Annotated in this window: 10 protein-coding genes; 2 read left to right on the forward strand and 8 right to left on the reverse strand. The window is 63.7% G+C overall.

From position 1 onward, the window contains the following. Positions 1 to 99: 99 nt before the first annotated feature. Positions 100 to 1323 (forward strand): MFS transporter, encoded by a 1224-nt coding sequence (locus tag PJL15_RS05510; protein WP_281450198.1) that lies wholly within the window; start codon positions 100 to 102, stop codon positions 1321 to 1323. Here the strand turns inward: PJL15_RS05510 and ftsY are convergent. Together ftsY and smc are read right to left on the reverse strand one after the other, a co-directional pair. Then, positions 1316 to 2521, reverse strand: coding sequence for a signal recognition particle-docking protein FtsY (ftsY, locus tag PJL15_RS05515; RefSeq protein ID WP_281450199.1), 1206 nt, complete (start codon positions 2519 to 2521; stop codon positions 1316 to 1318). The genes PJL15_RS05510 and ftsY overlap by 8 nt on opposite strands. 20 nt (positions 2522 to 2541) lie before the next feature. Then, positions 2542 to 6150: a chromosome segregation protein SMC gene (smc, locus tag PJL15_RS05520; protein WP_281450200.1), complete on the reverse strand. Its 3609-nt coding sequence runs from the start codon at positions 6148 to 6150 to the stop codon at positions 2542 to 2544. A 348-nt stretch (positions 6151 to 6498) separates the two neighbouring features. On the opposite strand from smc, the gene PJL15_RS05525 reads away from it, so the two are divergent. Further along, entirely contained in the window at positions 6499 to 11403 is a 4905-nt protein-coding gene (locus PJL15_RS05525) for a DUF4082 domain-containing protein (RefSeq protein ID WP_281450201.1), read from the forward strand. A gap of 43 nt (positions 11404 to 11446) precedes the next feature. Here the strand turns inward: PJL15_RS05525 and PJL15_RS05530 are convergent, their stop codons facing one another. The 6 genes from PJL15_RS05530 to rnc are packed head-to-tail and all read right to left on the reverse strand — an operon-like array spanning position 11447 to position 16366. Continuing rightward, the gene (locus PJL15_RS05530) at positions 11447 to 12487 is read right to left on the reverse strand and encodes a TolB family protein (protein WP_281450202.1); all 1041 of its coding nucleotides are present in this window, start codon (positions 12485 to 12487) and stop codon (positions 11447 to 11449) included. Next, entirely contained in the window at positions 12484 to 13785 is a 1302-nt protein-coding gene (locus PJL15_RS05535; protein ID WP_432443795.1) for an MFS transporter, read from the reverse strand. The genes PJL15_RS05530 and PJL15_RS05535 overlap by 4 nt, the downstream gene beginning before the upstream one ends. Before the next feature lie 7 nt (positions 13786 to 13792). Beyond that, the gene (locus PJL15_RS05540) at positions 13793 to 14512 is read right to left on the reverse strand and encodes a hypothetical protein (RefSeq protein WP_281450203.1); all 720 of its coding nucleotides are present in this window, start codon (positions 14510 to 14512) and stop codon (positions 13793 to 13795) included. Then, on the reverse strand, positions 14509 to 14649 hold the full coding sequence (locus tag PJL15_RS05545) for a hypothetical protein (protein ID WP_281450204.1): 141 nt from the start codon (positions 14647 to 14649) through the stop codon (positions 14509 to 14511). Before PJL15_RS05545 ends, PJL15_RS05540 begins: the two co-directional genes overlap by 4 nt. A 46-nt stretch (positions 14650 to 14695) precedes the next feature. Further along, positions 14696 to 15649 (reverse strand): bifunctional DNA-formamidopyrimidine glycosylase/DNA-(apurinic or apyrimidinic site) lyase, encoded by a 954-nt coding sequence (mutM, locus tag PJL15_RS05550; protein ID WP_281450205.1) that lies wholly within the window; start codon positions 15647 to 15649, stop codon positions 14696 to 14698. A gap of 6 nt (positions 15650 to 15655) precedes the next feature. Next, positions 15656 to 16366, reverse strand: coding sequence for a ribonuclease III (gene rnc, locus PJL15_RS05555; protein ID WP_281450206.1), 711 nt, complete (start codon positions 16364 to 16366; stop codon positions 15656 to 15658). Positions 16367 to 16376 lie beyond the last annotated feature (10 nt).

A 16376-nucleotide genomic window follows, 5' to 3' on the forward strand; every position in this document is an offset into this window, starting at 1 on the left:
CGGATATGTTTCAGGCGTCAGACTTCACTGGAAATGCCCAGCTCCACGCCCTGTGCGGCCGCAGGGCTGCCACAACACACTACGAAGGACCAGCACCGAATGACCCAGTCGCCCCGATCCATCAGAGCTCCAAGGATCCGGCAGGAGAAGGCCCCGTTACCGCGGGACGTTAAGGTGATGTTGGCGGCTGCGTTCCTGATTGCCTTGGGCTTCGGGCTCGTGGCTCCTGTCTTGCCGCAATTCGCCACCACTTTCGGCGTCGATGCCATGGCCGCAGGGGTGATCGTGAGCATCTTCGCGTTCATGAGGCTGGTGTTTGCCCCCGCCGGCGGTGTCTTGATCGGACGATTCGGGGAACGGAACGTGTATGTTTCGGGCCTTCTGATCGTTGCCGTTTCCACAGCCGCCTGCGCTTTCGCCCAGGATTACTGGCAGTTGCTGGTCTTCCGTGGCCTGGGCGGAGCGGGATCTGTGATGTTTACCGTGGCAGCCATGGGTTTGCTCATCCGGCTTGCTCCCCCGGAACGGCGAGGCCGGGTTTCAGGTGCCTACGCTTCAGCGTTCCTGATCGGCAGCGTCCTGGGACCGGTGGTCGGCGGCCTGCTGGCCGGATTCGGTCTTCGGGTTCCTTTCCTGGCCTACGCCGGCGCCCTTCTTGTTGCTGCCCTGGTGGTCCGGACCATGCTCAGTGGCGACGGAGGCACCACCCAGGATGCCGAACATGCGCCTGCCATGGCCCTCAAGGATGCGCTGAAGGACTCGGCCTACCGGGCTGCTGTCTTCTCAAGCTTCGGCAATGGCTGGGTGACCTTCGGGGTCCGCATGGCCACCATCCCGCTGTTCGCGGTGGTGGTCCTTGATTCACGGCCCGAAACAGCCGCTTGGGCGCTGGCCGTCTTCGCCGTCGGCAATGCCCTGGCCCTGACGTTCTCCGGCCGTCTGGCCGATGCCTGGGGGCGCAAGCTCATGCTCATCCCGGGCCTCGTTGTTACCGGCCTTGCCACTGGCCTCATAGGCCTGACAACGGACCTCACGGCGTTCTTCATAGCCTCAGCCATTGCGGGATTCGGCTCCGGCTTGCTGGGCCCGGCGCAGCAGGCCGCCGTCGCCGATGTCATTGGACGGGGACGCTCGGGCGGCAAGGTGCTGGCAGTCTTCCAGATGGCTGCCGACACCGGCGCCATCATCGGTCCTGTCGTCGCGGGCCTGTTGGCCGATCGCCTGGGTTATGGATGGGCTTTCGGCATCACAGGAAGCGTACTGCTGCTAACGGCCGCGGGCTGGTTGATGGCCCGCGAGCCGTTGGCAGCCCGTACTAGTTGAGCAGTGCGTCGACGAAGCCCTCGGCTTCGAAGGGCGCGAGATCGTCCGGCCCTTCACCCAGGCCAATAAGCTTGACCGGAACACCGAGTGACCTCTGGATGGCTACAACGATTCCGCCCTTGGCCGTACCGTCCAGCTTGGTCAGCACGATGCCCGTGATGTTGACCACCTCAGCGAAGACCCGCGCCTGGTTGAGGCCGTTCTGGCCGGTGGTGGCGTCCAGGACCAGCAGGACCTCGTCTACCTCTGCCAGCTTTTCAATAACTCGCTTGACCTTGCCGAGCTCGTCCATCAGGCCGGTCTTGTTCTGCAAGCGGCCCGCTGTGTCCACCATGACCACGTCGACTTCCTGGTCGATGCCTGCCTTCACGGCCTCGTAGGCAACAGAGGCGGGGTCGGCGCCGTCGATGTCCGACTTCACTGTGGGAACGCCCACACGCTGGCCCCATGTGGCCAATTGTTCAGCCGCAGCGGCGCGGAAGGTATCGGCGGCGCCCAGCAGGACGTCCTTGTCTTCGGCCACCAGGACGCGGGCCAGCTTGCCCACGGTGGTTGTCTTGCCAACACCGTTCACACCGACAACAAGCACGACGGCGGGACGGTCGGCCTTGCGGTCGACGTTCAGGGAGCGATCCATGCCGGGATCAACGAGCTTGATGAGCTCCTCGCGGAGCATGGCTTTGACGTCTTCGGGGCTTCGGGTGCCCAGGACCTTGACCCGCTCGCGCAGGGCATCCACCAGCTGCATGGTGGGCTCAGTACCGAGATCGGCGAGGAGGAGGGTTTCCTCCACTTCGTCCCAGACGTTCTCATCGATTTTGTCGCCGGACAGCAGGGCCAGCAGGCCCTTGCCGAGGATGTTGTTGGACTTGACCAGGCGGGCGCGCAGGCGGGTCAGCCGCCCTTCCACCGGTGCCGGGGTGTCGATGGCGATGGTTTCGAGCCCAGCGGCGTCATCCGGGACCCCGGCGCCGTCGACTGTTCCGTCAAAGGTGGGTGCGGGTGCCTTCACCGCCTCCGGGCGGTCCTCCACAAGAGTTCCGCCGCTGGCTGCCGAAGACTGCAGGGGATCGTTCGCGTCCCGTGTTCCGGGGTACTTTGCGCCCGACTTGCGGGCTTTCATCAGTACCGGCACGAGTCCGCCGACCACTACGAGCGCAGCGACAATGGACAGAATTATGGGTAGGAAATCGTTCACTCCCCTACCTTCTCATAAAGCTATGCCCCGGCACCGAGCCTCTGGCTGATGACGGTGGACACCCCGTCTCCCCGCATGGTGACGCCATAGAGTGCGTCGGCAACTTCCATGGTTCGTTTTTGGTGTGTGATCACGATGAGCTGGCTGGACTCCCGGAGTTCTTCGAAGATGGTGATCAGCCGGCCCAGGTTGGTGTCGTCCAGGGCGGCTTCAACTTCGTCCATGACGTAGAACGGTGACGGCCGTGCCTTGAAAATGGCAACCAGGAGTGCGACGGCGGTCAGCGAGCGTTCACCGCCCGACAACAGTGACAGCCTCTTGATCTTCTTGCCCGCAGGTCGCGCTTCCACCTCAATGCCGGTGGTCAGCATGTCATCAGGATCCGTGAGCACCAACTTGCCTTCCCCACCGGGGAAGAGCCGGGCAAAAACGTGGTCGAATTGGGCCGAAGTGTCAGCGAAGGCCTCCGTGAAGACTTGCTGTACCCGGTTGTCGACTTCCTTGATGATGTCCAGCAGGTCCTTGCGGCTGGACTTGAGGTCCTCCAATTGGGAGCTCAGGAATTGGTGCCGTTCCTCAAGGGCGGCGAACTCTTCGAGCGCCAGCGGGTTGACCTTGCCCAGCGCGGCCAACTCGCGCTCGGCCTTCTTCAGCCGTTTCTCCTGCTCTGCCCGTACGAACGGGACCCCTTCAAGCACCGGTTCGCCATTCTCGTCCACTGGCGCCCGCAGTTCAGCCCACTTATCCGTGGTGGATCCCGCGGGAAGCGGAACCGGCTGGTCCGGACCGTAGTCCGCAATGAGCTGTTCCGCGGAAAGCCCCAGCTCATCGATGGCCCGGGTTTCCAGGGCTTCGATCCGCAGCCGCTGCTGTGTTCGTGCCATCTCATCCCGGTGCACGGAATCGGTCAGCTCGGCAAGCTCGCGTGCCAGAGCCTCGTTGCCGGAGCGGACTTCTGAAAGTTCTTTTTCCAGGAACTCCCGTGTTTGCTCTGCCTGGTCCCTTTGCTGGGCAGCCAGGTCAACAGAAACATCAAGGTATCGGAGGGTCTGCTCCACCGCCGAAACCACTGCGGCAGCACGTTGCGCCTGGGCCCTGCGTCGCTGGGCTCTTCTGGCGGCCTCCTCGCGCGCCCGGCGTTCCGTTGCCGCAGCCCGTTCCAGGGACGCCGCACGGTTGCTGATGGCTCCCAGCTGTTCTTCTGCGGTGCGAAGGGCCAGCCGGGCTTCTGTCTCAAGTGCGCGGGCCGTCCTTGCTTCAGCGGCGAGTTCATCCCGCTGGTCGGTCGACGGCTCCTCGTCCGGGATCTCCTGGGCAGCGGCAAGGCGCTCTGCGGCAACTTCCAAATCCAACTGCGCTTCGGCGATGTTCGCTTCCGCCTTGGCCATGGACGCGGCGAGACGATCACTTTCGCCCACTGCGCTGCGAAGAACTGAGTTCAAATGGCCCAGTCGCTCGGCGACCGCAGCAAGGCGGGCATCGGATTCGTGCAGTCTTTCCAAGGCGGCATCGGCCCGGTCCTGCGCTTCGGCGCGGCGGGACTGGGCCCCGGCCAGGGCAAAGCGGCCCCGCTCCAGACGCGCAGTGACCTCCTGAAGGCGTGCTCCGGCGTCGTCCACTGCCGCTTGTACCTCAAGCAGCGAGGGCGCACTGGCCGAGCCGCCCAGCACGGTCACGGCGGTAAAGACATCGCCTTCAGTCGTGACAGCCTTGATGCCGGTGTGGTCCGCCACCAGGGCGGCTGCCGCCCGGACATCTTCCACGACGACGGTACCAGCCAGGAGCTGCAGCGCACCGTGCCCTGCAGGGTCGGCGATCTTCACGACATCGGCAGCCCACCGGCACCCGGCGGGCAGTTCGCCAATGCCCGATCCGCCCATGCCTGATCCGCCGGGGCCTGATGCTGCGTCGTCGTCGGCAAAACCATCTGCCAGGAGCAACGCTGCCCTACCGGCGTCGTCCTTTTTCAGCAGCTTGACGGCAGCGACTGCGGCGTCGGCGTCGGCCACCACCAAGGCATCCGATGCACTGCCCAATGCTGCGGCAATGGCGGCCTCATAACCGGGTTCGATGCTGACCAAGCCCGTCAGTGGTCCGAGCACGCCAACGGCTGAGAGAAGATGGCCGGAGCCGTCCTTGCGGTTGAGCCCCAGCTGAAGGGCATCGCGCCGGGCAGTCAGGGCGTCCCGCTCACGGACGGCTTCCCGCTCGGAAGCCTTGAGATCTTCAATCTCTGCGAGCACTGCGTCCAGGGCCGCTGTGGCTTCCTCGTATTCGGCGTCCAGGCTCTCTTCGCCGTCCTCGACGCCGGCCACTTGCGTTTCGAGGGCGGCGAACTCGCTTTGTGCCTTGCGGCGCCGCTCATCGCCCGCACCCAGGGATTCCCTCAGCCGGCCACGCTCCGCCTCAGCGGCCTCGGCACGGGAGCGTGCTGCTGCCAGCTGTCCGGCGAGCCGGGCGAGTCCCTCCCGACGGTCCGCTGCGGCACGCAACATGCCTGTGAGGCGTTTATCCTCTGCCGCTGCGAGCGCCTCGGCTGCGTCCTTGGCAACGGTGGCTTCCATGAGGGCCGCCTGTTTGGCCAGGATGTCGTGTTCCAAGGCAGCCTGTTCTTCCCGGACCCGCGCGGCCTGGCGCTCAAGGTGCTCCGGATCGCGCCCCGAGTCAGCGGCCACCTCCGAGGAACCCAGAAGCCGTTTGCGTTCTGCGGCAAGGGATCCCAGGGAACGCAACCGTTCCCTTCCGGCGGAGAGCTGGTACCAGTTATCGCGTGCGGCGTTAAGGCGGGGGGTTGCCTCGGCGGCTTGCTGTTCCAGGCCCGCCTGGCGGCGTCGTCCGACGTCGAGCCCGGCTTCGACAACCAGGCGCCGCTCCTTGAGGGCAGCTTCGTCGGCGACGTCCTGTTCAAGGGTGGTTGTCAGTTGCACGAGGTCATCGGCCAGGAGGCGGGCGCGGGCGTCACGGACGTCGAACTGGACGGATTGTGCGCGGCGGGCGATTTCTGCCTGCTTGCCCAAGGGAGTCAGTTGGCGTCGGATTTCGGCGGTGAGATCACCAAGGCGTGCAAGGTTGGCCTGCATGGCCTCCAGCTTGCGCACTGTTTTCTCTTTGCGCCGCCGGTGTTTGAGGATGCCTGCGGCCTCTTCGATGAAACCCCGGCGGTCCTCGGGCGTTGCATGCAGGACCCTGTCCAACTGGCCTTGGCCGACGATGACGTGCATTTCCCTGCCGAGCCCCGAATCGGAGAGGAGTTCCTGGATGTCCAGGAGCCGGCATGGCGCGCCGTTGATGGCGTATTCGGAACCGCCCGTGCGGAAGAGGGTCCGGGAGATGGTTACTTCGCTGTACTCGATGGGAAGGGCGTTGTCAGCGTTGTCGATGGTCAGCGAGACGTGGGCCCGGCCAAGGGGCGGGCGGCCCGAGGTGCCAGCGAAGATGACGTCTTCCATTTTCCCGCCGCGCAGTGTTTTGGCGCCTTGCTCGCCCATGACCCAGGCCAGCGCGTCCACTACGTTGGATTTGCCGGAACCGTTGGGACCGACGACGGCAGTGACGCCGGGCTCGAAGTCGAACGTCGTGGCCGACGCAAACGACTTGAATCCGCGGACGGTCAAACTTTTCAAATGCAAGGCGCTTCGGTTCTCCTGGGTGGCCCGGGTGTTTGTGTCCCCCTAAATCTACTGCCGTTTACGTGAAATCCACGGATCTGAAGCGGGAAAGCCTTGCGGCAGCCATGCCACACCCCTACACTCCTGCCAAGGGTTACTTGGTGGATTCGTTCCGGTGATCCGGCTCCGGCTTGAACTTGTGTTCGGCCTTGGCTGGATCCGGTCCCGTAGTAGGAACGCCTGTCCACAGGGCACCGTGTTTTGCATAACTGAAGATCTTGGTTTGACCCTGGCTGGGGAGCGGCAAGCAGGGGCTGCGCATGGGCGCAGGCCCGTCATGGCAATTGGCGTACCACTCCAGGAGTTCTCATGCCCGGTCCTTCAGCAACCCCACCGCAGCGGGCCCTCAAGGGTTTCCTCGTCCCTTTGGTGTTGGCAATGGTGGCAGCTCTGCTTCCGTTGACCGCGCCGGCAGCCGTGGCGGTAGGTCCATGCGATCCCATAGTGAACGCTGTGGCTTGCGAAAATTCGAAACCGGGCAGCCCTCCCTCGGAATGGGACATCACAGGCGCCGGGGATGACACCATCCAGGGATTCTCCACCGACATCAGTGTCAACGCGGGGCAACCCATCCGCTTCAAGATCGACACGAAAGCTCCCAGCTACACCATCGCGATCTACCGCACAGGCTGGTACGGGGGCAACGGTGCCCGCAAGATCGCCGATGTCACGCCGTCGGTACTGCGCCAGACCCAGCCTGCCTGCAAGAGCGATGTCACCACTGAACTGTATGACTGCGGTACGTGGGCGGTCTCAGCGACCTGGCAGGTTCCCGCTACAGCCGTATCCGGGGTGTACATCGCGCTGCTGACCCGGCCGGACACGGGCGGGCAAAGCCATATCACCTTCATCGTCCGCAATGACGGCAACCGGTCATCAATTGTTTTCCAGACTGCCGACCAAACCTGGCAGGCGTACAACACCTACGGCGGCGCCGACTTCTACCAGGGAGCCGTCAACGGCCGGGCATACAAGGTCAGCTACAACCGTCCCGTAAACACGCGCGATGGCATCGGGGGACGCGACTTCTACTTCGCCAACGAATACCCCATGGTGCGGTTCCTGGAGCAAAACGGCTACGACGTCAGCTACGTCAGCGGCCTTGACGCTGACCGCAGCGGCGCGGAACTGCTGAACCACAAAGTCTTCCTATCCGTCGGACACGACGAATACTGGTCCGGCCCGCAGAGGGCCAACGTAACTGCGGCCCGCGACGCGGGCGTCAACCTCCAGTTCCTCTCGGGCAACGAGATGTACTGGCGTACACGGTTTGAGCCCTCCTCCGTGGACGGCGCCGCCGGCCGCACTTTGACGTGCTACAAGGAAACCTGGAGCAACGGCAAGATCGACCCCACGAGCCAATGGACCGGTACCTGGCGCGATCCACGGTACGCTTCCCAGGCAAATGGTGGAGGGCTGCCGGAAAACGGGCTGACGGGCACGGCCTATATGTCCAACTTCACGGACCTGCCGGTGACTGTTTCAGCCGCTGAAGGAAAGTCGCGGCTGTGGCGGAATACCTCGCTGGCTACCCTGGCCGCAGGTTCCACGGCGGCCTTGGCACCACACACAGTAGGCTACGAATCCGACGAGGACCTTGATAACGGATTCCGCCCATCGGGTTTGATCCAGCTTTCCACGACTGTGGGCAGTGTCAGCGAGTATCTCCAGGATTACGGGAATACGGTCAAGCCCGGAACCACCACCCACCACGTCACCATGTACCGTGCGCCCAGCGGGGCCCTGGTCTTCTCGGCAGGCAGCGTCCAGTGGACTTGGGGCCTGGACCAGGAACACGACGGCGACGGCGCCGCGGCCGATGCGCGCATGCGGCAGGCGCAAGTGAACCTGCTTGCAGATATGGGCGCGCAGCCGGCAACCCGCGCAGCAGGACTTGTTGCTGCGAGCGCGAGCAGTGACCTGACCGGCCCCACCGTGACCATCTCCGCCCCCGCCAACGGCGCCACCATCGCGCACGGCAATAGTGTGACAGTTACCGGAACGGCGACGGACAGCGGCGGCGTAGTGGCCGGCGTCGAGGTTTCAACCGACGGCGGTACCACGTGGCATCCTGCCCAGGGCAAGGCGAGCTGGACGTACACCTACATCCAGAAGGGCCTGGACACCGCCGCGATCCAGGTTCGGGCCGTCGATGACAGCGCCAATATCGGAGCTGTGGCCACCAGGAACCTGACCCTCACAGGGCCGTACAGCGTCTTCGGCCAAACGGTACCTGCCACAGTGGATTCCGGAGACGGCGGTGCCTACGAGATGGGCATGCAGTTCACCCCGTCGGTGAATGGCTTCATCACGGGCGTCCGCTTCTACAAGAGCACGGCGAACACTGGAACGCACATTGGTTCCTTGTGGAGCTCCACCGGCACTCGCCTGGCGACCGCTACGTTTGCCAACGAGACCGCATCGGGCTGGCAGAGCGTGCTTTTCAGCCAGCCGGTAGCGGTGTCCGCAGGTCAAAAGTACACGGTCTCCTACTGGGCTCCCAAGGGGCATTACGCCACCAAGGACTACCAGTGGGCAAGTTTTGGGTCCAATGATCCGCCGCTGAAGGTTGCCGGTGGGTTCGGCGCCGAACCTGCGGGCGTCTACAACACCTCTCAAGGCTTCCCGACCACGAGTTTCAATGGCGGCAACTACTTTGTTGATGCCGTGTTCAGCACTGTGGATACGTCCCCGCTGACAGTGAACGGGCAGTCCCCCATCCCGTCGTCGTCCAGCGTCGCCGTGACCACCAAGGTCAGCGCTTCCTTCTCCAAGACCGTGACAGCGGCCAGCGTGCAGCTGTCCTTGAAGTCTTCGGCCGGGACCGTTGCGGGCAGTACAAGCTACGACGCCACCACGCGGAAAGCAACGTTTACTCCGACTTCCCAGCTGGCCTACAGCACCGTTTACACAGCAACGTTGTCAGGCACTGACAGCACGGGCGGCCAGGTCACTTCGGGCGGTACGTGGACCTTCACCACTGCTGCTACGGCTTCAGTCCCGGGTTCTTGCCCGTGCAGTCTTTATGACGACACCGTCACACCCGGCATCGCTGAAATCCAGGACGGTGTACCTCTGACCCTGGGCGTGCGGTTCACCAGTGTCTCCGCCGGGCAGGTCAACGGCGTCCGCTTCTACAAGTCCGCCGGCAACACCGGGACGCACACAGGTGCCCTCTACACAGCCGGCGGCCAGCAGCTGGCCACGGTAACCTTCGCCAATGAGAGCAGCTCCGGCTGGCAGACGGCCATCTTCAGCCAACCGGTCCAGATGGCTGCCAACACTGAGTACATCGCCAGCTACAAGTCACTCACGGGCGCCTATTCGGCAACCACCAATGGCTTTGGCTCAGGCATGAGCGTAGGACCACTGAGGACGGTTTCGGATGCGGGAGCCTACACTTACAGCGGGGACTTCCCTGCTTCTCGGTCCACGAGCAGCTACCTGGTAGACGTGGTTGTCACTATCACCGCTCCCCCGTTCACAGTCGGCGGCCAATCGCCCATTCCGAACGCTTCGAGTGTCCCTCTGAACACAACTGTCAGCGCGGTCCTTTCCGAAGCAGCGGTTGCCTCGAGCGTCGCGCTGTCCCTTAAGACCGCCGCCGGCGTTGCGGTGGCCGGAACCACCGCCTACGACACAACCACCCGCAAGGTCACCTTCACGCCGTCGGCTGCCTTGGCGGCAGCAACGTCGTACACGGCCACAGTGACTGCGACGGCGACCTCGGGACAACCGATGTCGTCCGGCGGTACGTGGCAATTCACCACAGTCCAGGCCGCGGGCACGCCCGGTTCGTGCCCGTGCACCCTGTACGAGGACACGGTGACCCCCACGACCCTCGAAGTCGATGATGGTGTGCCGTTGACCTTGGGTGTGAGGTTCACCAGTGACACGGCCGGCCAGGTAACCGGCGTGCGCTTCTACAAGTCCTCCGGCAACACTGGAACCCACACCGGGTACCTTTACACGGTTGGTGGCCAGGTCCTTGCGACGGTGACATTCACGAACGAGTCCAGCGCCGGTTGGCAGACGGCAACGTTCAGCCAGCCCGTGAACATCCAGGCCGACACCGAGTATGTAGCTGCGTACAAGACGCCCACCGGCAAGTACTCCTACACCTCCGGAGGCTTCGGCGATGGCTTCACGCGGGGTCCGCTGAAGACCCAGCCGGATTCCGGGGCCTACTCGTACAGCAGCGACTTCCCGAGTACGGCCTCGACGGCCAGCTACCTAGTGGACCTGGTCTTCACCGTAGCCACACCGCCGCTGACGGTCAGTGCGCAGGTGCCCGCTCCCGGGGCGACTGCCATCCCCACGGACGTGAAACCATCCATCACGTTCTCTACCGCCATCAATCCGGGTGCCACGTTCACCTTGACCGCGAACGGCTCGTCCGTGGCGGGAACGGCGGCGTTGTCAGCTGACGCGCGCACCATCACGTTTACGCCGACGGCAGCCCTTCCCGCCAACACCCAGATAACCGCCAACGTCTCGGCAGTGGCCACCCCCCAAGGCCAGACCTTGCCCCCGACCACCTGGCAGTTCACCACGGCGGCGGCAGCCCTCCAGCAATCCACGATCTTCGGTTCGCTGCTTCCACAGGTTGCCGCCAACTCCGACTCCCTTTCAGTGGAGCTGGGCACTGCCTTCACAGTGTCCCAGACCGGCAATGTGACTGGGATCCGTTTCTACAAGGGGACCGGCAACACGGGAACCCACGTTGGTTCGCTATGGAACGCCGCGGGCACGCGGCTGGCACAGGTGACGTTTACCAATGAAACGAGCACCGGCTGGCAGACCGCCACGTTGGCCACCCCGGTAGCGTTGTCCACGGGTCAAACCTACGTGGTGTCCTACCGTGCACCGAACGGCCACTACTCCACCACACAAGGGTTCTTCAACCAGACGTGGACCAGCGGAGTCTTCACCGCTTCAGGACCAAACAACGGACGTTACCGGTACGGCTCCGGCGGCGTGATGCCCACCAACTCCTGGAACGCAACGAACTACTTCGTGGACGTGGTCTACGCCACCGCCGCTCCAGCCCAGCAGTTGGCTGCGCCATCACCGTCAGCCACGGCAACGGCTAGTCCGACGCCAACAGCAACACCAACGGCAACCCCTACTGCGACACCGACACCGACACCGAGTCCGACTCCCAGCCCGACACAGTCAGGCGGACTGGTGTGCGGTTTGCTTCGGATCTGCTAAGTCCGCTTCAACGGACAACGCTGCTTCAACGGACAACAGGGCTTCAATGGACAACGCTGGGCGACCAAGCATGGGCGATAAACATGCTTGGTTGCTCGGCGGGATCCGTTCCCAGCTTCCAGATGTTGCTGTCCCCATCGGTGGTTTCGTCCGGCAGCCCATAGAGAAGGTTCTTCCCATCCAGCCATTCGACTTGGTCGTCCACGCTGCGCTTTTCGGCAAGGACGGTTTCTTGTCCGGTGGCGAGGTCAAGAACCGCGACGTTCCAATGTGCCGCCAGCGCACCGCCGTCGTTCTTCTTGTACGCGATCCTGGTCCCGTCCGGGGAAATCGAAGGGCACTCCACGTTGTCATGGATAGCTGTCAGGGTTCTCGCTGACAAGCTCCCGCGTACCAGCCAAATGCGCCCGGAAGCGGCCGCTGTGGCATAGAAGACGTCAGCTTGCCCCGGGGCGAAGGTCACGCCCCAGATGTTCCGGTCCGTGACTTGGAGGCGCTCGCCGTTGACGAGCAGGGCAAAGTCCTCAAGGTTGCCGGAAGTTCCGCCGGGGACGCTGATCTCGGTGGCGGTCGAAAATCCTGCAGTGGCGTAGGAGTGGCCGGTGACGAACACGGTAGTGGAGATCATGGAACCATCGGGACTGATCCGGGTCCTGCTGGGTATTCCGGGCAGCGGCCAGGATCTTTGTTGCTCCCAGTTGCGGTTGAACACTGCGGCTTCGAAGGAGGTCACCAGCCCACGGTTGGTGCGCAGGCACACGACGCTGTCCAGGGAACCGTAGACCCGGTCGCAATCCTGCCCGCTGATGGCCCGGGTGCCGCCGGGGTCGGACAACGGTACTGTTGCGGCATTTCCGTAGCCCTGGCCCGACGCAGTGTTCCGGAACAGTACGAATGGAGCCGCAGGAATCTGCCCACCTGCTGAAGTTCCAACGGACGAAGCTGCCGTCCGGCTCTCTTCAAAACGCTGATACGCTCCCACCGCGTAGATTCCGGCGGTGACCAACACCAGTACCGTTACCACCAGGAGCGCGCCCCACCGCACCCTTCCTCCGGCGACCCCTTGGGCGGCCTGATCCTTCATGCGCCGTCACTGACGTCGGCTGTTTGCGCCCGTTTGGCACCACGGAGGATGAAGAACACAGCAATAACGGCGCAGGCCAACAACGCCGCGGCCACCAGCATCGCAGCGGAAGCGCCAACCGCGTACCACAGCACACCAAACCCGGCCGATGCTGTCATACGGCTAAGGGCCACCACAGTCTGGGCGGATGCGATTCCCGTGGCGAGTTTCCCCGAAGGTGTCAGCTGGCTGGCCAAGGCGGCCAGGACGCCGTCGGTACCTGCGTAGAACGCTCCCAACAGGATCAGGCAACCCACTGTCGCCCACAAACCTCCAAAGGGTGCCGCGGCCAGCAGGTAGGTGGCCAGCAGCGCGACGTGCCCGCCTATGAAAACCGGTATCTTTCCAACCCTGTCCGCCAGCCTTCCCAGCGGAATGGCCAACGCCAGAAACACCACGTTGGTGCCTACGAACAACAAGGGAAACCACTGGACAGCAAAGGAATCCCTGTCCTGCAGCACCAGATAGATGAAACCATCGCCCATGGTCACCAGGCCCAAAAGCCCGGCTGCGATCAGCAGCTTGCCCAAGCCCGGTTCCCTAAGGTGGCTCCAGGAGAAGGCGAAAAGACGCCTCTCCTGCCGGGCCTGCGCACCTTTGAGCGCGCGGGCCTGGACGTCGGGCACCACCAGGCCAAGGACAGCGACACCAATCACAGCGAAGGCCAACGACACCACGAACACGGTGCTGAACCCGTTGGGAATGACCAAAAGCACAAAGAAGGCGATCAAGGGCCCCGCCGCTGCACCAATGTTGTCCAACATTCGGTGCACCCCGAAGGACCTTGCCAGATGTTCGGGTTGCGCGGATACGGAAATAAGCGCGTCACGGGGAGCCGTGCGGATGCCTTTGCCGATGCGGTCACCGGTGACAATCGCCGCAATGGCCCAAAAACCCCCGGCAAAGAGGAAACCGATCCTGGCCAGCATGGACAGTCCGTAACCGGCCAAAGCTATCCGCTTTGGGTGGCCGGTGCGGTCGGCAGCCCAGCCGGCGGCAATCCGGACTATGGCGCTGGCACCTTGGTTGATGCCGTCGATGAAGCCGAAGGCGATAGTGGAAAGGCCAAGGAATCCGGTCACGTACAAGGGCAGGATCGCCGAAACCGATTCCGAGGACACGTCCGTCACCATGCTGACTATGCCCAGCCACAGGATAACCGGGGACAAGCGGAACGGCACCTCGCCCAACAGTGCCGTTCCCGTGTCCTGCGACTTATCCCGTTTACCGCCGCTGCGGTCCGAAAGGGAAATGTACATGGATGCCTCAGCCCGTCGTCGTGTGCAGGCTGCCCAATAGCTGGAAGCGTGAGCTGCCTGTGCCTGTAGTCGACACCGAAACAGTGACCGTGTCCGTGCCGCGCACGAACCGGGAAGCCATGGCGCCATCTGCGGCGGGCGCTTCTTCCGACCAGAATCCATGGGCCACCAGGGAGTCACGGAAGGAACCAAGCACCTCTGCCTGCGGCTTGTCCACAATGCCGTCAGCGGCAACTTGGAGGGTGTTTCCGGAGGTCGAGACCGAGGTGGAACCGACAGTGGTTCCGGCCGGAAGGGTAAGGACTCCCGCCGGCCACCCGTCCACCACTTCGCCCGCTGCGGTTCCCGGCGCCGGCAAGGCACCGGTGATGAGCGGAGCGGGAGCAGTCGGCGCCGGCAGGCCGGTGGGGGTTGCGGTGACAGGAGGCAGGACTTCCAGCGCCTGGCCACCTGAGGGCGAAGAGCCGCCGTCGCCACCGTTTCCAGCAGTGCCGCCCCCCGAAGTGCCCGACGGCGTACTGCCGGAGGTGGGTGCCTCGGCGCCCTGCGAGCCGGTGCCGCCGGAGGTCGTCGACCCGGGGCCCGTCAGTCCCGGGCTTGGAGAGGATGAGGCCGTAGCCTGAGCCGACGGCCCCGACTTCACAGCCAGCTGGTCAAAGACAATTGCGACGGCGGCGATCAGCACAGCGAGGCAAATACCCGCGATGACCAGCCGCCGCGCCATCATGGCGTTCCCGCAAGGACGTGCGTGCCCGTAAGGGCCTTGAATGCCGTGGATGCGATGGCGGCGGGTAGAACTGACGCCACCCTCGATGGGGTGGCGTTCGGCCGTGCGATGGCGATGTGCCGCGCCAAGCGTTTCATGGGGACAGTCTGCCACCCACGCCCGTTTTCCGGAACAGTTTTGGCGCTACCAACGACCATTGCGTGGACGTGGCTGGCAGACCGGGCAGGTGTAGGAGGAACGGTTCATGAATTGTTCCCGTTTGATCATGCTCTGGAGGCCCTTGGCAGCACAGCGTCCGCAGTATTCACCGGCGCGCCCGTAGGCATTGAGCGAGCGTGCAAAGTAGCCCGAATCTCCGTTGACGTTGACATACAGGGAGTCGAAGCTGGTTCCACCGGCAGCCAAAGCGGCGTTCATGACATCCTTCACAGCGCTGATGAGCCGCTCCGCATCTCCCCGCCGCAAAGTATCGGTGGCCCGTGCGTAATGCAGTTGTGACTGCCACAGGGCTTCATCCGCGTAGATGTTTCCGATACCGGAAATGACCCCTTGGTCCAGGAGGGCGCGTTTGAGGCCCGTCTTCCGGTTCTTGATTTTCCGGTAGAACGCGTCGAAGGAGAAGAAAGGGTCCAAGGGGTCCCGGGCTATGTGCGAGGCTTCTTCGGCGATCTCTGGCAGGGGCGTCTCGCCCAGTCCGCCGGGTCCGGAGTCCGCAGTGGGTACCAACGACGTGACGAAGAGTCCACCGAAGATCCTCTGGTCCACGAACCGCAACTGCTCCGGCATGCCTTCCACCGGGCTCAGGGTAATCCTGACCTTGAGATGTTTCTCGTCCGGAACGTCAGGGTCCTGCATCAGCAGCTGCCCGCTCATTCCCAAGTGCGCCATCAGCGCCACCTTCGGGAGTGTGCCCTCGCCTGGGTAACCGTCCATGGACAGTGGCATCCAGAGAAACTTTCCGCGGCGCACGACGTCGAGGACTACAGCGTGCTCAAGATTTCCCACGAAGTCTTCGGTGCCCAGCACGTGGCGCCGTATGGAGCGCGGGTCCAGTACTTCGACGGCGGTGATGGTCCGGCCCCGGACCCACTTGGCCAGGCCGCGACGCACCACTTCTACTTCGGGAAGCTCAGGCATGGGCTCTCAAGCCGAGGCGGGACCGGCAGGGGTTGCATCCAGGGCAGTCAGGGCACGCCAGGCATCGGCCGCAGCTTCCTGCTCGGCTTCCTTTTTGGAGTGTCCGGAACCGCGCCCGTAGGGAGTCCCGCCAATGTTCAGCACAGCTTCGAAGGTCCGTGCATGGTCAGGACCAGAGCCTTCCACGGCGTAGTGGATGGCACCCAGTTGCCGGCTTGCGGTGAGCTCCTGGATGCTCGTCTTCCAGTCAGTCCCGGCCCCGAGGGCGCCTGCGTCCTTCAGGAGCGGTCCCACCAGGCGCATGACCAACTGGCGTGCAGTTTCCATGTCGTTGGACAGGTACGTGGCACCGATCAACGCCTCCATGGTGTCAGCCAGGATGGAGGCCTTGTTCTTGCCATCGGTTAGTTTTTCGCCTTGACCGAGGTAGATGAACTCGCCCACGCCGATCTCACGGCCGATTCCGGCCAGCGCGCGCGTACTGACGACGGCGGAGCGTCGCTTGGCGAGCTCGCCTTCGGGCAGCGTGGGGTTCTCACGGTAAAGGGAATCGGTCACGGAGAAGCCCAGGATGGAGTCGCCGAGGAACTCGAGGCGCTCGTTGGTGGGGATCCCGCCGTTCTCATACGCGTATGAGCGATGTGTGAGAGCAAGACGAAGCGTCTCGGTGTCAATGGAGACACCGAGACGCTTCAGAAGCTCTTCAGTTGAAGACATCCTAGTCAGC

Source organism: Paenarthrobacter nitroguajacolicus (assembly GCF_029952445.1).
Classification (GTDB): Bacteria; Actinomycetota; Actinomycetes; order Actinomycetales; family Micrococcaceae; genus Arthrobacter; species Arthrobacter nitroguajacolicus_B.